The 16,029-nt window shown below is 59.4% G+C and carries 15 protein-coding genes; 11 read left to right on the forward strand and 4 right to left on the reverse strand.

Translation table 11 applies throughout. The annotated features are described in order from the left end of the window. Positions 1-159 precede the first annotated feature (159 nt). The 9 genes from trpB to OHL21_RS01970 all read left to right on the forward strand — a co-directional run bounded on the left by trpB (position 160) and on the right by OHL21_RS01970 (position 9,389). On the forward strand, positions 160-1,380 hold the full coding sequence (gene trpB, locus OHL21_RS01930) for a tryptophan synthase subunit beta (protein ID WP_263415563.1): 1,221 nt from the start codon (positions 160-162) through the stop codon (positions 1,378-1,380). Then, positions 1,380-2,141 (forward strand): tryptophan synthase subunit alpha, encoded by a 762-nt coding sequence (gene trpA / locus OHL21_RS01935; RefSeq protein ID WP_263415564.1) that lies wholly within the window; start codon positions 1,380-1,382, stop codon positions 2,139-2,141. The genes trpB and trpA overlap by 1 nt, the downstream gene beginning before the upstream one ends. A gap of 45 nt (positions 2,142-2,186) precedes the next feature. Then, the gene (gene pheA / locus OHL21_RS01940) at positions 2,187-2,450 is read left to right on the forward strand and encodes a chorismate mutase (RefSeq protein ID WP_263415565.1); all 264 of its coding nucleotides are present in this window, start codon (positions 2,187-2,189) and stop codon (positions 2,448-2,450) included. Positions 2,451-2,482: 32 nt separating this feature from the next. Then, positions 2,483-3,499 (forward strand): 3-deoxy-7-phosphoheptulonate synthase, encoded by a 1,017-nt coding sequence (gene aroF / locus OHL21_RS01945; protein ID WP_263415566.1) that lies wholly within the window; start codon positions 2,483-2,485, stop codon positions 3,497-3,499. 648 nt (positions 3,500-4,147) lie between these two features. Next, positions 4,148-4,753, forward strand: coding sequence for an RNA polymerase sigma factor (locus tag OHL21_RS01950; RefSeq protein WP_263415567.1), 606 nt, complete (start codon positions 4,148-4,150; stop codon positions 4,751-4,753). Further along, positions 4,750-5,226: a hypothetical protein gene (locus tag OHL21_RS01955; protein ID WP_263415568.1), complete on the forward strand. Its 477-nt coding sequence runs from the start codon at positions 4,750-4,752 to the stop codon at positions 5,224-5,226. The genes OHL21_RS01950 and OHL21_RS01955 overlap by 4 nt, the downstream gene beginning before the upstream one ends. Positions 5,227-5,280: 54 nt before the next feature. Next, positions 5,281-5,832, forward strand: a complete 552-nt coding sequence (locus OHL21_RS01960; protein WP_263415569.1) for a Spy/CpxP family protein refolding chaperone — start codon at positions 5,281-5,283, stop codon at positions 5,830-5,832. A gap of 320 nt (positions 5,833-6,152) precedes the next feature. Then, the gene (locus OHL21_RS01965) at positions 6,153-7,763 is read left to right on the forward strand and encodes a PQQ-like beta-propeller repeat protein (protein WP_263415570.1); all 1,611 of its coding nucleotides are present in this window, start codon (positions 6,153-6,155) and stop codon (positions 7,761-7,763) included. Between the two features lie 24 nt (positions 7,764-7,787). After that, a complete protein-coding gene (locus OHL21_RS01970; protein ID WP_263415571.1) occupies positions 7,788-9,389 on the forward strand; it encodes an outer membrane protein assembly factor BamB family protein in 1,602 nt (533 codons plus the stop codon). 369 nt (positions 9,390-9,758) lie between these two features. On the opposite strand, the gene murJ is transcribed toward OHL21_RS01970, so the two are convergent. The 3 genes from murJ to OHL21_RS01985 all read right to left on the reverse strand — a co-directional run bounded on the left by murJ (position 9,759) and on the right by OHL21_RS01985 (position 12,474). Beyond that, positions 9,759-11,375, reverse strand: coding sequence for a murein biosynthesis integral membrane protein MurJ (gene murJ, locus OHL21_RS01975; RefSeq protein WP_263415572.1), 1,617 nt, complete (start codon positions 11,373-11,375; stop codon positions 9,759-9,761). Positions 11,376-11,493: 118 nt separating this feature from the next. Further along, on the reverse strand, positions 11,494-11,964 hold the full coding sequence (locus tag OHL21_RS01980) for a hypothetical protein (protein ID WP_263415573.1): 471 nt from the start codon (positions 11,962-11,964) through the stop codon (positions 11,494-11,496). Between the two features lie 6 nt (positions 11,965-11,970). Continuing rightward, complete coding sequence (locus tag OHL21_RS01985) at positions 11,971-12,474, reverse strand: MerR family transcriptional regulator (protein ID WP_263415574.1); 504 nt, start codon at positions 12,472-12,474, stop codon at positions 11,971-11,973. Positions 12,475-12,661: 187 nt separating this feature from the next. On the opposite strand from OHL21_RS01985, the gene iscX reads away from it, so the two are divergent. Together iscX and OHL21_RS01995 are read left to right on the forward strand one after the other, a co-directional pair. Next, entirely contained in the window at positions 12,662-12,877 is a 216-nt protein-coding gene (gene iscX / locus OHL21_RS01990) for a Fe-S cluster assembly protein IscX (RefSeq protein ID WP_147645973.1), read from the forward strand. Then, on the forward strand, positions 12,878-13,732 hold the full coding sequence (locus OHL21_RS01995) for a prephenate dehydrogenase (protein WP_263415575.1): 855 nt from the start codon (positions 12,878-12,880) through the stop codon (positions 13,730-13,732). 8 nt (positions 13,733-13,740) lie between these two features. Here the strand turns inward: OHL21_RS01995 and OHL21_RS02000 are convergent, their stop codons facing one another. After that, positions 13,741-16,029, reverse strand: coding sequence for a hypothetical protein (locus tag OHL21_RS02000; RefSeq protein WP_263415576.1), 2,289 nt, complete (start codon positions 16,027-16,029; stop codon positions 13,741-13,743).

The raw sequence follows: 16,029 nt of genomic DNA on the forward strand, positions 1-16,029 counted from the left end.
TTTTCAGCTTTACCTTCCGCTACTGGTACACAGTAGCGGCTCCGGCGGTTTAGCGTCGAACGACCAGTAGTATCAGCAGCACACGACGAGATTCCAACCGAAGCCGCGAACCCTAAGGGTCGCGGCTTTTGTTTTTTGCACCAGAAAAGGACTCTACCGATGGAACACAGCATCATCGACCCTGTCCGTACCCTCGGCAATGGCCGCTTCGGCGCTTACGGCGGCCGTTACGTGCCGGAGACGCTGATGGCCGCCCTGCAGGAGCTGGAGCGCGCCTATGCCGCAGTCCGCGAAGACCAGGCCTTTCAGGGCGAGCTTGCGGCGCTGCTGAAGGACTATGTCGGCCGCCCGACACCGCTCTACTTCGCCAAACGCCTCTCGGAAAGCCTGGGGGGAGCAAAGATCTACCTCAAGCGCGAAGACCTGCTGCACACCGGAGCGCACAAGATCAACAACGCTCTCGGTCAGGCGCTGTTGGCGAAGCGCATGGGCAAGCAGCGCATCATCGCTGAGACCGGCGCCGGGCAGCATGGTGTCGCGACGGCGACGGTCTGCGCCCTCTTCGGCATGGAGTGCGTGATCTACATGGGCGAAGAAGATATGCGCCGCCAGGAGCTGAACGTTTACCGCATGCGCCTTTTGGGCGCGGAGGTACGCGGCGTCGGCTCAGGCTCGGCCACACTGAAGGACGCCATCAATGAGGCGATGCGTGACTGGGTCACGAACGTGCGCACGACCTTCTACATCCTCGGCTCGGCGCTCGGAGCCCACCCGTATCCCACGATGGTGCGTGACTTCCACCGCGTGATCTCGCGTGAGGCGAAGCAGCAGATTCTGGAGCACGAGGGCAAGCTGCCCAATGCGGTGATCGCCTGTGTCGGCGGAGGCTCGAACGCCATCGGCGCGTTCTATGAGTTCATCCCTGAGGCGAATGTACGGCTGATCGGCGTCGAGGCCGGCGGCCGTGGCACGGCACTGGGTGAGCATGCCGCGCGCTTCTCCGGCGGTCTGCCGGGTGTGCTGCAGGGAACGTACAGCTATGTCCTGCAGAATGACGCAGGACAGGTCGCGACGACGCATTCCGTTTCGGCGGGTCTGGATTATGCGTCGGTAGGTCCGGAGCACGCCATGCTGCACGATCAGGGCCGCGCCACCTATACGTCGGCAACGGATGCTGAGGCTCTGGACGCGGTAAAGGTGCTGTCACGGACCGAAGGCATTCTGCCGGCGCTGGAGTCGGCGCATGCCGTGGCCGAGGCAACCAAACAGGCGCCGAAGCTGGCGAAGAGCGACGTGATCCTCGTCAATGTGAGCGGACGTGGCGACAAGGATATGGGCATCCTGGCCCGTGAGATGGAGCTGAAGGGAGCCGGAGCATAATGCCGATTCAATTTCCCAAGAAACCCGGTCTGGTGATCTACCTCACCGCAGGCGATCCCGATCTGGCGACGACCAAGCAGATTGCCATCGCAGCCATTGATGCCGGCGCAGATGTTCTCGAGCTCGGTGTTCCCTTCAGCGATCCTTTGGCCGATGGGCCAGTGATCCAGCGTGCGATGGAGCGTGCCGTAGGACGCGGTGTTCGCCTGACGGATGTGCTCACTGTTTGCAGGGAGATTCGCAACGAGCGTCCACAGGCGGGGCTGATCCTGTTCAGCTATCTGAATCCTGTTCTCCGCATGGGGTTGGAGCCCTTCTGTGCGGCGGCAAAGTCCGCGGGTGCGGACGGCGTGTTGTTGACCGACATGATCGTGGAAGAGGCTGCCGACTATATGGCTGCCATGAAGAACCACGGTCTCGCGCCGGTCTTCCTGGCCGCGCCGACCTCACCGGATGAGCGTTTGAAGGCCATCGCGGAGCACACCGGGGGCTTCCTCTATGCCATCTCGCGTACCGGCATTACCGGTGTCTCGTCGACGCTCTCAGATGACGCCTCAAAGCTGGTGCAACGGATCCGTCAATTCACCGACAAACCGATTGCGCTGGGCTTTGGCGTCTCGAACGCAGAGCATGTGCGGACCGTCGGCGAGTACGCCGATGCGGCAGTGATCGGGTCGGCGATTGTAGCCATCATCGAGAAGTCCGCGCCGCAGGAAGCTCCGGCGGCGGTGGCAGAGTTTGTTCGAGGACTGCGCAAGTAAAGCGCCAAATACCATGAAAGGAAACGACAAGGAGAGGCAGCAACGATGGAAATAGCAGACTGGCGCAAGCGCATTGACGAGCTCGACGAGCAGATTGTCCGCCTTATCAGCCAGAGGGCGGAAGCAGCAGAAGCCATCGGGCGGTTGAAGGCGCAGCAGGCCATGCCGGTGTACGAACCAGGCCGTGAACAACAGGTATTTGACCACGTGAAGCGTTGTAATCCCGGTCCGTTGCCGGACACGGAGATTCAGAAGATTTACGAGCGCATTGTGGACGTGATGCGAGCGCTCCAGAAGAAAGACAACTAGCCCATAAGGCAGGACCGAAAAGGAAAACAGCAATGATCGTCGCAATGCAGGATGCAGCAACCGAAGAACATATCCAGTCAGTCATCGAACGCATGGTGGAGCTCGGTTTCGCCGTCCACCGTACCACCGGGGCGGCGCAGACCATTCTTGCCGGTGTAGGCACTCCCCAGGCCTTTGATGTGGCTGAGTTCACCGTGTTGCCGGGCGTTCAGGACGCCTACCGCATCTCCTCACCGTACAAACTTGCCGGCCGCAACTTCCGCCCTGAGGGAACGAAGATCAAGTTCGCCAATGGCGTGGTTGTCGGCGGCGAGCAGGTTGTGCTGATGGCTGGCCCGTGCTCGGTGGAATCGAAGGAGCAGATCAATCTGTCAGCAAAGCAGGTGGCGGAGTCCGGTTGCAAGTTCCTGCGTGGCGGCGCCTTCAAGCCCCGCAGCTCGCCGTACAGCTTCCAGGGCATGGGTATCGAGGGGCTGAAGATCATGCGCGAGGCCGCGGACAAGAATGGCCTCCTGGTAATTACCGAGGTGATGGAGATCTCGCAGATCGAGCCCATGCTGCCGTACATCGACGTCTTCCAGATCGGCGCGCGCAACATGCAGAACTTCAACCTGCTGCGCGAACTTGGCCACGTGCGTAAGCCATGCCTGCTGAAGCGCGGCATCGCGGCCACGATTGAAGAGGTGTTGCTCTCTGCCGAGTACATCCTGTCAGGCGGCAACTATGACCTGATGTTATGCGAACGCGGTATCCGCACCTTCGAGACCTATACCCGCAATACCATGGACGTTTCGGCAATTCCGGTGCTGAAGAAGCTGACCCACCTGCCGGTCTTTGGTGATCCCTCTCATGGCGTGGGCAAGCGTGATTTGGTACCGGCCCTGGCGTTGGCGTCGGTCGCCGCCGGAGCCGACGGTCTGCTGATGGAGATGCATCCGAATCCGGACAAGGCGATGAGTGACGGTGCGCAGTCGTTGTTTCCGGAGCAGCTGAATAAGCTGAATGCCCAGCTCAAGCAGTTGGCGCCAATCGTTGGCCGCACGCTGTAGCTGTCATCCCAATAAGTCAACTGATAACCGGAGATTGCATCGCCTATCGGCTTCCAGTCCAACCGCGTTTGGAGAGTTATTGCTTGTAGTCTTTCCCATGTGTAAAGGGTGGGAGAAGCGGGCTTCACCGCCCGCTGATAAGTCAGGAAAGTTAATGGGATTTACCCTGGCTGTTTCCGAGAATCGGAACAAAAATACCCAAGGCTATAAAGCCCAACTTTTTTGGATTCGGTAAACCGTGGGCTAAAACCCACGGCTCCCACCCGGTTCGAGCTGCGCTCGAACACCATGCCCCTGAGGGATATGGGATACCCAGAATCAGAAATTGCGCTAAGCTCACAACGTCATCGAGTAGTTGGGCAGGTAACTCCAGATTCAGGTCGTTCCAATTCAATTGCCAACGGATAGCAATTGAGTGACACCCTCAGGACAAAATCCGGTACAAAGGTAACTAAAGCACTTTCCCTGTTGCTGGGTATCCCGGAAGAGCAATGGAGCGGCGTTTTCATTGCGGAAAACGCCCATAGATCCGGAATCCCTACTCTGCACCTACAGGGAAATGCTCTCGGGCCGCATTTGCGGCCCTTTAGTCTTCGCTTTGATGGTGGTCGATGTACTCTCCTCCGGCAGAATCCCGTCCAAACGGGTATGTCAGCTACAGCCAGCACCGCGATACTCTCATTTGCCGCCCGGCAGGAGGCCCGCACGCACGAGCTTGAGGACATTGACGGTCTCGTACGGCTCTATCGCGCCAAGGTCTACCGCTACGTTGCTTACTCCATCAACGACGCCGACCTCGCTGAGTCCATCACCCAGGACTGCTTCGTTAAGGCCTATGCCAACCGGGCCAGCTTCCGGGGCGACTGCTCTGTCTCGACGTGGCTGATGTCGATTGCCACCAATCTGGTGCGCGACCATGTCCGCACGCAGAAGTTCAAGTTCTGGCGCAACTTCCGTGCGACCGCCGCTGATGTCACCGACATGTCGCACCAGATCAGTTCGCGCGCCAGCTCGCCGGAGATCGCGTTGATCGCCCGGGAACGCGTCCAGGGAGTGCATGCCGCCCTGGCAACTCTCTCTGAACGTCAGCGTTCAGTCTTCGTCATGCGGTTTCTGGAAGAGATGGACCTGGCGGAGATTGCCCAGGCAACCGGTATGCCGGTCAACACCGTCAAGACTCACCTGCACCGGGCCGTCACTGCCATTCGCGCACAGCTGGGTCCAAACGCGTCTACACTGGGAGGTACACGATGAACCGGCACCTCACCGACGAACAGTTCACCGATCTTCTGCTGGGACTGGATGACGGCACTGCCACAGCCCATCTGAACGCATGTGAACACTGTCGCCAGGAGATGGCTCGGGTAGAAGAGACGATGGGCATGCTGCGCGAGGCATCCATGGACTGGAGCCGCCAGCGTGTGGCCGAAATGCCGACGCCTCAGCCCGGCTTCTTCGAGCGTCTGGGACTTTCTTTCCGTCCGGCCGCGGGGATGGCTATGGCCGCGGTGCTTGCGCTTGCAGTCGCCGTGCCGTTTCTGATTCGCGATACCGATGCGCCGGAGCGGGCGTCGGTACAGCACATGTCACCGGTGCCTACGGCGGAACAGATTGCCGCAGACAATGAACTGATGTCCGCTATCAACCAGGAAATTGCGCAGCCCGCTGCCCAGCACGAGGCGGCCTTTGCCGGCGAGTCCGGTAAAGCCAGGACAACGAAGCGCTAATCTCCTTTATTATTCTTTTTTCTTTGCCAAATGACGTACCGATTCAAACTCGCCTTGGCCTTGCTTGCCCTCCTCCTTGGTGGCTCGGCCGCTCTTGCGCAAGGCCCCGGAGGTCACGGTGGCGGTAGCATGGGCGGCGGCCGGCCCCCGATGGGCAATGGCGGCGGCTTTGGCGGTGGTTTTCCCGACCGGCGTAATTCGCCTCCTCCGTATAGCGGTGGCATGCCCGGCACGGTAAGTACGATGCACGGCGGTTTGCAGGTAGGTCCTCCAGGACGCTGGTGGGATGATAAGAAGTTCGCCGAGTCCATCGGAATCCAGAAGGAACAGCGGGCACGTATGGACGCGATTATGGACGCCAATCGCGGCACACTGGCTACCCTCTACCGGTCGCTGCGGAAGGAAGAAGACGCCTTGGGACCTTTGGTCTCGGCGGAGCAGCCCGATGAGAGCCGGATCCTGGCGCAAATCGATCGTGTCGCTCAGGCCCGCGCCGAGCTGGAAAAAGCAAATGCCAGGATGTTGTTAGGAATCCGGCGCGAACTCACGCTGGATCAGTGGCATAAGCTGGAGACCCACCGCGATCAGCAACCGCCCATCGAATAACTTCATTTCAGATTTACCGCAGGCTCGCCGAACAAAGGCGGGCCTTGCTGTTTCTCTGGAAAACACAGGCCGGGTTGCGACTTTTGGAGCTCCGTTTCCGTCTCACTTGCGCTGCATTGTTTGGCGGGTTGCAGGTAAGGAAACATGCGTTTGAGACGTTGACAACGGTGTTTTCGATGTGGTCTAACGTCATCGGCTTAAGACGTCTCAAATTCGTGTCATTGAATCCGTCTGACGCCACAATTTCACGGTTCATTCGTATTGTTATCGCTGCAGCAAATGTCCAGCACGCTCTGGATTCTGGAGGGGAGGTCTTCCACATGCGTAGGAAATTTCTTTGGTCGGCATGCATCGCTGTCACGGCGTGCGCCAGTCTTTGGGCCGCGGACTGGCCAAGCGTCGGCGGTAATCCGCAGCGCGACGGCTGGGCCCGTAACGACAAGTACCTGAGCAAGGAGAACATCACCAGGGACCAGGTGAAGCTCCTGTACAAGTTCAAGTTCCCGAATACGGCTGTAGGCTTGGATGCGCTTTCGACACCCATCGATCTGACAAACCTTATCGGCTGGGCCGGATTCAAGGAGCTGCTCTTTGTCGGCGGAAGCAGCAATGCTCTCTACGCGATCGACTCGGACCTGGGTGAAAAGTACTTCGAGACGAAGTTCGATGTGAAGCCTAGCGGAACACCGACAGCGTTGTGCTCGGGTGGTCAGACGGCCTCGGTCGTAATGCCGGGCAACAGCAGTGGACGGCGCGGCTTTGGCGGTGGCGGCTTCCAGCGCCCGCAGCCCTATGTGTGGGCGGTCTCGAGCGACGGGATGCTTCGCGCTGCGCGTCAGCAGGATGGTGATGCGAAGTACATCGCTCCGGTGCAGTTTGTTCCTGCCGGATCGAAGGTCAGCGGCCTGAATACCAACAGCAATGTCATCTACGCCTCAACGGTCGATGGTTGTGCCGGGCCGAATGGCCTGTATGCTGCGACGCTGACGCCGCCGGTGCTTCCGGATATGCCGGACAAGCCACTGGTGAAGCCGGCCGAATATGCGGTGACCTCGTTCATGACCAATGGCAGTGGATTCTCCGGCCCGGGTGGGGTCACCATTGGCTCCAAGGGAATGGTCTACGGCATGATCGCCGCAGGCAAAGGTGATGTTGCGGGTGAGTACAACGACACGGTCGTAGCGCTCGACCCGAAGACACTTGAAGTGAAGGACTACTTCACGCCGTCCTCGAAGGCGCCTGCGCTGAAGAAGGGCATTGCTGCTCCCGGCGTGACCCCCGCGCTCTTCCAGTGGAAGGGGAAGGACGTCCTGTTGGCCGGCGGCCGCGACGGCAAGCTTTATCTGCTGGATGGTGACTCACTCGGCGGATCGGATCACAAGACGCCGCTGGCGGTTTCAGACGTTATCGTCGCGCCGGACACGGACTTTGGCGGGAACGGCATCTACGGTACCTTCTCGACCTGGGAAGATGAAGCGAACGGCAATGCTCGCTGGGTCTATGCCTCCATCCGTGGAGCGGCTGCTGCAAAGACCGGAGCCAACGGTCCGGCTCCGACCGGCTCAATCGTCGCCTTCAAGATCGAAGAGAAAAACGGTAAACCCACGTTTGTGCAGCAGTGGGTCTCGCGTGACATGGTTTCGCCTGCCGGGCCGGTGACCTCGAATGGTCTGGTGCTCGCGCTCTCGACCGGTGAGACTCCGCGGCTGGCGAAGAAGGATGGCTCGCCTTATTCGGTGGCGGAAGTGGAGAAAGCGTCCAAGCCCGCGACGCTGTACATTCTCGACGCCGCCACCGGCAAGGAGCTTTGGTCCAGCGGAACGCAGATCACCAGCTTCTCGCATGTCGAGCTTGGCTACGCCAATGGCCGAGCCTATGTTTCGACCCATGACAACAGCGTGTACGCCTTTGGCGTGCCGACCGAGCGGTAATGCGCTCTTTGAGGAGATAAGAGTATGAAGAAGCTCATCACACTCGCTGCCGTCGCACTCGCTGCCGTCGCCTTGAGTTGCGGCGCCGCTCTTGCGCAGAACTGGACGATGGACGGTGGTGACAACGCCCGCTCCGGTTGGGCCAAGGACGAAACCGTCCTGAACAAGGACAATGTGAAAGACCTTACGCTGCTGTGGTCGATCCAGACCGATGTGAAGCCGCATGCGCTGCACGCTCTGATGACACCACTCGCGATTCACGGATTGAAGACGGCCTCGGGTGACAAGAACATGATCTATGTTCTGGGCGTCTCCGATGTGATCTACGCCTTCGACGCGGATACCGGCGCGGAGGTGTGGCGCAAGACCTTCGAACCTGCTCCACCGCAGCAGCAGGGACCTCCGGGAATGCAGCGGAGCGGACCGTCGGATCCGCGGCACCTGAACTTCCTCGGGCCCGGCGGTACGACTGGCGTTCCCGCGATCTCTGATGCTGACGCTTCCGGCAAGCGCACACTGTACATGGTCGATGGGAAAGGCAACGTCGTCGGTCTGGATGCAGCGACGGGTGAGGTGGTTTTTGGTCCGGTGGCAACCGGTGTCATCAATAAGTTTGGTGTGCAGCTCTACAAGGACCAGGTGATCTTCGCCGACTATCGCGGACGCGGCGGCATTATCTCCGTCGATCTGAAGACCAAGGCTGTGCACAAGACAGTCGGTTTCGCAGGTGGCGGCGGTCTGTGGGGACGTCGTGGCCCGGTGATTACCGATGACGGCACAGTGTGGACCACGACCGGTGACGGCATTTACGACGTGACCACCGATCCGAAGAATCCTCTGATAGGCAATTCGGTAGTTGGTTTCGAGCTGCAGGCTGACGGCAACTGGCACGTGAAAGACTGGTTCACGCCGCCGAACTGGGACTGGTTGCGCAAGCGTGACCTCGATCCAAATAACACGCCGACGGTCTTCCACTACAAGGGCCGGGAGCTGATGGCGGCTTCGGGCAAGGAGTGCAAGGTCTATCTACTCGACCCGAAGAATCTGGGTGGAACGCCGGATCACCACACACCGCTCTATCGCACGGAGCTGTTCTGCAACTTTGCCGCCGACTTCCAGAATGCCGGAAGCTGGGGTGCGGTCTCCTCATGGGAAGACAAGGCAGGTACGCGCTGGGTCGTGGTTCCGTTCTGGGGCCCTGCGGCGCCGGAACAGACCAAGTTCCCCATCACACAGACGCCCGCAGCCAAAGAGGGGGGCGTGGCTTCCTTCAAGCTGGTGGACAAGGCCGGCAAGCTCTCACTGGAGCCCGCATGGATCTCGCGTGACATGTTCCGCGGCGATCCTCCGGTGATTGCCAACGGCCTGGTCATCACGCATGGCAGCGGCGACAACACGCAGCAGGCGTGGCCTGACATCGGTTTGAACTTCGACTCTACGATTCGTGCGGCGAAGTCCAACCATGCGACCGTCTATGTACTGGATGGCGAGACCGGCAAGGAGTTGTGGTCGAGCGGCGACACGATCACCGGCTTCAATCACTTCACCGATGTGACCATCTCGAACGGAAAGCTCTACATCGGAACCTACGACGGCAAGCTCTACTGCTTCGGCCTGAAGAAGTAGTTGCGGATCAGGCAAGGGCCACCCGGGAGGGTGGCCTTTATCCTTTAACTCTCAATGTTTCGTACGACCGCTCACGAAGTTCTTTTGAGAGCTCCACTGCAATTTAGAGCAATTCTCCTAACACTGTAGTGTCGGACAAATCTGTGAGTGCCGTTTTCTTGGAGGAAAACGGCGCAAACTGCCAAAACTTCACCCCCAGCGAACTCGTTTGCTGGGAACCCCGATGCTCGCACTACTCCCCTTACGAGAACTGTTCTAGAGCATTTTCCCTGTTGCTGGGTATTCCGGAAGGGCGTGCACCGGCGTTTTCATTGCGGAAAACGTCCATTGATGCGGATGCTCTGGACTACACCTACAGGAAAAATGGCTCTATCGCGCAAACTTTCCGAGAATCTGTCCTGGCAGGCGAGAGCCAGTTGCCTTCAGGACAACGAGTACGATACCAAGCCATACGGCGCTGGCTCCAGCGATTGCAGAGAGATTTTGAGTGTGGCCGTGCAGCGTGGGCAGCGAGCGTAAACCGGCAGTAATAGCGCCCCAGCCGATGATAGAAGCCAAGAGGGCTCGTCCCAGTTCGCCAAACTCGAGGCCTGAGATGGGGGTGAGTCGATTGCGTTGCAGCAGCACGACCAGCGCAGTGGTATGCAGCAGAATGCCGGCATTTGACGCCCACGCCAGGCCTTCGACACCCAGACGGTGAAAGAGCAGCCAGTACACTGGTATGGAGACCGCCGTGACGATCGTGCCGGCAAGCATAGGCGTGAACGTATTACCGGCAGCAAAAAATGCGCGGGCATACAGGTTCTGCGAGGTCCACAGAAAGAGCGAGAGGCAGAAGATGGTGAAGAACCACGCCGTCATCTGTGCACTGGCCTCATCCATGTGTCCGCCGCGCAGGGTGACGTCTACCAGAGGGCCGGCCAGGGCGATCATCCATCCGGCGGCCAGCAGAGAGGCGGCCATCAGGCGAGTCACGGCGCGATTGACTGCCTGACCGAACTCATCGAGTTTTCCCTTGCTGTAGAGCGATGCAAAGAAGGGAAGGGAAGCCGCACCGGCCGCTGGTCCAAGGATGTTCATCGGCGAGTTGAAGAGCTGTTTCGCAAACGCCAGACGCGTAATGTCGCCGACTCCCTGAGAGGCGAAGTAGGTGCGGATCCACTGGTCCCAGGTTGTAAGGGACTGGCCGATCATGAGCGGCGCGGCAAGCTTGAGCCACTGCAGCAGAGCCGGGTGGCGGAAATCGAGTACCGGCTGCCAGCGCATGCCCTCCCGCCACGCTCCGAAGATATTGAGTAGAAACATGCCACAAAAGGCGCCCGTGAGCGCGCCAACCGCCAGCGAGTACACCCCGATGCGGCTGTGCAGCACGAGAACTCCACCGATAATGCCCAGGTTGTAGATGCTGGGTGTCAGCGCCTGGAAGAGAAAGACCTTCCGCACCATCAGCCTCGAACCAAAGACACCGCCCGCAAAGAAGAAGAGCTGTGCCGGTAGAAGGATGCGGGTCAGGCTGACGCATAAGGCAGCCGTGGGAGCATCGAAGTGCGGAAACTTGACCGAGACATACCAGGGTGCAAAGAACTCGGCGGCAAGAATGGCAGCGCCCAGCGCCAGGATCATGGTGTTCAGAATCACAGACAAGGCGCGATCGCCTTCGGCCTCTTCGCCGCGTTCTCTGTATCCGCTGAGCAGGCTGACGAAGGTAGAAGAGGCAACGCCCCCGATCAGGAAGTAGTACACCATGTCAGGGAGCTCGAAGGCGCCGATGTACGCATCGGTGGCATTGGTGGCGCCGAAGAGATGAGCGATGAGCTTCTGCCGAATCAGAGCAAGAACGCCGCTGCTCATTATGCTGCCGGCCATGAGCAGCAGTGACGCGGAGAAAGCTGAGTGCGTGGCGCCCGGTCTCAGCCACTGCAGCCACCGGAGCAGCTTGGGCTGGTTGTGGCGGCTCTGCTCCGGCTGTTCCTGACTGTTTTGCATGCGTACGCTTGTGATGATTTTATGGGCGCGCCGTGTCGAGCCCGTCCTCGTAAGACGGATTCTATTTATCCACAGAGAGCAATAACGGAGTGGAAACGGTGGAAAACAAAGCCGCGATCTACCAGATAGCGTCGTCTTCTTCGGGGCGTTTCTGTGTTTTAACGGCAGCTGCGTTCTTGGGGGCTTTCCCCTGAGCGACCTTCACTGTCGTGTAGGGGGCGTACGACGGCGTCTTCGCCTTCTGTTCCGCAGGATCGTCCGCCGATCCGTTGGTCCAGCTCTTCCAGGTCTCTTTTGGCCCGGGCGTGCGGGAGTGACGGACACTAGCGGGGACAGAGAGGCCGGCAACGGGAATACTGGCGAACTGTCGTTGGCTGCAGGTCAGGCAGCGCACGGGATAGCGCAGGAAAAGAATATGCAGCAGATCGTTGGTGCGCAGTTTGGAACGGCGAAACGATGTTCCAGGACAGAAGAGGCAGCGAACGCCGTGTTCATCTTCGCGGACACGTCGAATGCTGGTCGCAGCCGCGGCCTGACGGCGAATTTCGCGACGCTCGTCTTGCGATAGCTTGTGATGGGATTCGTGCATCTTCTCTCAGAATAAACGTTCCGTTGTGTCGGGTTTCTCAGAATCCTCAGGATTCTTCGAGGCTTTACGTCCGGGAGCACGGCGTTTGGTGGTCGTTGGAGGGGCTCCCGGGGGCTGTGAGAGCATCTCCACCAGGGAGCGGACCTCGCGCCGGATACCGTCCATCTTGTTTCGGTCGGTGTTCTCTTCCATGCGGAACAGCGTTGCCGGAGCATCCTTCTGGCGCTGCTCAGTCTTGAAGGCCTGCCGGGCGCCGGCGATGGTGTAGCCCTCATCGTAGAGGAGCTGCTTAATGCGCAGCGCCATCTCAACATCGCGGCGGCGGTAGAGGCGCTGGCCGGTGCCGCCCTTATTGGGCTTCAGGTTAGGGAACTCGCTCTCCCAGAAACGCAGGACATAGGCCGGCACGCCACACAGGCGCGCAACCTCGCCGATGCGGAAGTACAGCTTGTCCGGAATCTTGTCCGGCTTTCCCGGCATCGTCTTCTTTCGCGCTTCACCCAGGGCCATGGCTGCGTCTTCCCCGTATCGGACTGATTATAGGCCCGGAAAAGTTGCAAGTTAAAAGTTGAAAACTTTATGTAGAGACGCCGAGGGGCAGAAGGGGTTGCCCGGTCCACCGGACGGAGCCGGATACACTAGGGGCATGTCAATGATGCTTATTCATTGCCATGCCCTAGCTACTGGAGAGTGATGCATGCCTCGCGAAATTGAATGGTCTGACGCAGAAGAGATCGGTATCCAGCTTCAGGAGAAGTTTCCCGACCTGGACCCCCTCACCGTCCGCTTCACGGACCTGCACAAGTTTGTCACGGAGCTGCCGGACTTTGTGGGCGATCCGATGAAGTCGACCGAGGGCCTGCTGGAGGCGATCCAGATGGCCTGGTACGAGGAGTACAAGGACGCCCAGTAAGTGAACTCCCTGCTCATTGTCGGTACCGGCTTGATCGGCGCATCCACGGGGTTGGCGCTGAAGGCTGCGGGATTTTCCGGACGTATCACCGGCTTCGATCTCAGTCCTGCGGAGCTTCTCATCGCTCACGAGACCGGTGCGATCGACGAGGTCGTCTCCACCAGAGAGGCCGCGCTGGAGGCTGCACGGAAGAGCGATGTGGTGCTGCTGGCCGTGCCGGTGCTCGCCATTCTGGACTGGATGACGACTTTGGCTCCCGTGCTGAGGCCGGGCCAGCTTTTAACTGACACAGGAAGCACGAAGGTACAGATCGCTGATGTCGCTCAGAGGCTGTATCCCAGCTCTGCTGGGCCGCGCTTCCTGCCCGGGCATCCGATGGCAGGCAAGGAGTCCGGCGGAGCTGCGATTGCGGAGGCAGGACTCTTTCAGGGGGCGGTGTGGATCTTTACGCCGGCCGATGCGGAGTCGACGGCGGAGGAGACGGAGTGGCGCGAGTGGATGTCGGCGATCGGAAGCAAGGTGATGGACCTGGAACCGGCGCGGCACGATCAGTTGCTGGCATGGGTCTCGCATCTGCCCCAGATGGTGTCGACCGCGCTGTCGGCGCTGCTGGAGGATACCTTCGGTGACGATCCGGATCTGCGGGCTATCGGCGGCCGTGCGCTTCGCGAGATGACGCGGCTGGGAAGTTCGCCGTACAGCATGTGGCGCGATGTGGCCATGACCAATACGGCCCCGCTGGCGAACTCGCTATTGGCGCTGGAGCAGCGGCTGCAGCATCTGAGGGAGCATCTGCGGACCCCGGAGCTGCGGGAAGAGTTCCAGCGAGCGAACAAGTTTCGCGAGCCGCGATAAAGGGTCGATCAGTACCTGCTCCAGGTTGTGTAGCGTTTCGCCCAGGCGGAATTCGGGTAGCGGCTGTGCAGTAGTTGGAAGACCTGATACTCCAGATAGTCTTCGTCTTTTGGCGTCGGCTTGCTGGGGTCCCGCCAGGGCGGGAGGGTGGTGCAACCGTTTCGTAGCATGCGGAAGGTGAAGCCAAGCAAGTTCTCTCCACGAGGATCGGAAGGATGAGCCTTCACCCATGCAATTGCTTCGGTCGCAAGGCGATCGCTTCCTGAATTGGGCGTGTCTATAGCATGCAGTTGTGCGTTTGCGTGTTCGATTTCCGCAGTAGTCAGGAACGCAGGAAACGGAACCAGCCTGTTTTTATTGTCGTAATTGGATCCTGAGAAATTGCGGCCGATGGTCTTTCCGTGGAAGGCCCAGTATCCCTCTTCGACATTTCCTGGCTCGCACCACCAGTTGTCGCGATAGTAGCTATAGCCTGCGAAACCATCGTCTCGTCCGCCACCTGTGTTTACATAAGGTCGCGTGGAGGGGTAACGCATGATCGCCATCAGACCGGCTAGAGTACGGTCATCTTCTGTCTTCGCATTGTTGTAGGCCTCGAGCCACGGTTTCCAGTGCGGTTCGCCAATAACGAGAATGGGTGTCAATTTCGCAGCAATGGAAGGTTGATGCAGTAGTACGGCTCGAGTCCACGTTGCCTGCGCCAGTTCGAAGCGTAATTGATGTGGAAGGCCTCCCCGCAGTACTGCTTCTACCAGCTCTGTAAGAGGCAATCCCTGATTGAGAACAAGTGCACTCTGCAGATCGAACCTTGGTGCGTTCTTTCCATTTACCCGTTCGCCCGCCATGAGCGACTTTCCGAATACGTCAGGTGACGGCGGAGTCCATTCTTCAAAGTCAGTAGCGTCGTAGATATAGAGCGCAGGTACCGTGAAGGATATTTGCAGGAACTCATGCAGCGTGGAGGCGTTGGTACGCTGTATCTGTTGCAGATGGTTGATAGCTGACTGTGACGTGCGATTTTTGAATTGGAGGATGATACGGTCTGCCTCTCCATAAGCCTCTTTGGGGCTCCGGGTGAGTCGCAGACGATGCAGCGCGAGCGTGAGATAGGCTGGGGAGCTTTCCGGTACAGCCTGTGCTGCGGCGTACAGGTCTTTGTCCGCTGAGGTATCCGCGAGGCTCATGGCGGCAACCAGCCATGGAGTGCTGTGGCTGCCGCGCCAGCGTTCCAGTGCATGCTGGTACGCGTCGGCGTGATGCGCGGTCTCCTCCATGGTGAAGAGCCAGTCGACCATGTCACTGCGGCGAACATCTGCTTCTACTTCCGGCTCCAGATCGATCTGCATGATGTAGTTCAGATCGATCCAGTCCTGCCCCGCGCGGCTGTCGATACGGGAAAGGCGATCTCCCAGCATGGCGCCGGCCTTACCTGGATCGAGTTGGATTAAGACCATCGTCAGCAGGGCCTCGGCATCTCCTGCATAAGGTCCGCCTCCATGTGCGATCGGTTCCAGTAGATCCCTCGCCTGTGAAAGAGTTTCGTCCTTGTGCTGACTTGACGAGGTCTCCCGAATGAGGGTACGTGCTACCAGGTAGGGTGCAATTGCCTTCCATGGCGAATCGGAGTCAGCAGCGATCGCGCGGAAACCGTCGCCGGCAGCGTCCAATTCCATCCGGTAAAAGTGTGCCGCCGCGACCTGATAGGCGCGATCCTGCTTCAACCACAGAGGAGCAGTGTCGGGCAGGACGGAAGGCATGGCTCCCGTCTTGTCGCAGTTGGAAAAAACCGCATCCTGACCCTTCACCCACTCGGCGAGTTCAGGATGCGCTGTGGGATAGCTTTGCTGGCGTGCGCGCAGGGTCCGGACAGCATTGTAAAAGGCACCGTCATAACAGTTTCGATAGACCTGCCATCCTCGCTCATCCGCGATGCGGGAGTAGTTCATATCCTCGAACTTCGTAGTAATCCCGGCAGCGGCACGAGCCTTTGCCCACTCAAGTTTTGGTTCCTGTGATGGAGCCTCTTCGTATTTGCGGGTGTTCGCAGCAATTAAGGCCTTCTGCTCTTCTGCCGTTAACGGCTGCCCGGAGAGCTGCCGATACGCAGGCACCAGGTAGCGCTTCCAGTAGGTGTTCTCGACGATGCCCGTCTGCCCGGAGACATACTTCTCGAAGTTCTCCGGCATATGCGGCATGACGAAGATGGCCTCAGGAAAGAACGGCCCGCACGGCATGCCTGGAATGGCCGCAAAGGCGAGGAGGGCGAGGCCGGCAACGAGACTGCGGCGGGAGCGCAT

The sequence above is a fragment of the Terriglobus albidus genome (assembly GCF_025685425.1).
In the GTDB taxonomy this organism is placed as follows: Bacteria; Acidobacteriota; Terriglobia; order Terriglobales; family Acidobacteriaceae; genus Terriglobus; species Terriglobus albidus.

Coding starts and splice junctions, on each gene's coding strand:
- OHL21_RS01980 (WP_263415573.1), bottom strand. CDS start 11,964: ATGCACGAATCCCATCACAAGCTATCGCAAGACGAGCGTCGCGAAATT.
- pheA (WP_263415565.1), top strand. CDS start 2,187: ATGGAAATAGCAGACTGGCGCAAGCGCATTGACGAGCTCGACGAGCAG.
- OHL21_RS01985 (WP_263415574.1), bottom strand. CDS start 12,474: ATGGCCCTGGGTGAAGCGCGAAAGAAGACGATGCCGGGAAAGCCGGAC.
- iscX (WP_147645973.1), top strand. CDS start 12,662: ATGCCTCGCGAAATTGAATGGTCTGACGCAGAAGAGATCGGTATCCAG.
- OHL21_RS01955 (WP_263415568.1), top strand. CDS start 4,750: ATGAACCGGCACCTCACCGACGAACAGTTCACCGATCTTCTGCTGGGA.
- OHL21_RS01965 (WP_263415570.1), top strand. CDS start 6,153: ATGCGTAGGAAATTTCTTTGGTCGGCATGCATCGCTGTCACGGCGTGC.
- trpA (WP_263415564.1), top strand. CDS start 1,380: ATGCCGATTCAATTTCCCAAGAAACCCGGTCTGGTGATCTACCTCACC.
- trpB (WP_263415563.1), top strand. CDS start 160: ATGGAACACAGCATCATCGACCCTGTCCGTACCCTCGGCAATGGCCGC.
- aroF (WP_263415566.1), top strand. CDS start 2,483: ATGATCGTCGCAATGCAGGATGCAGCAACCGAAGAACATATCCAGTCA.
- OHL21_RS01970 (WP_263415571.1), top strand. CDS start 7,788: ATGAAGAAGCTCATCACACTCGCTGCCGTCGCACTCGCTGCCGTCGCC.
- murJ (WP_263415572.1), bottom strand. CDS start 11,375: ATGCAAAACAGTCAGGAACAGCCGGAGCAGAGCCGCCACAACCAGCCC.
- OHL21_RS01950 (WP_263415567.1), top strand. CDS start 4,148: ATGTCAGCTACAGCCAGCACCGCGATACTCTCATTTGCCGCCCGGCAG.
- OHL21_RS02000 (WP_263415576.1), bottom strand. CDS start 16,029: ATGCGCTCCCGCCGCAGTCTCGTTGCCGGCCTCGCCCTCCTCGCCTTT.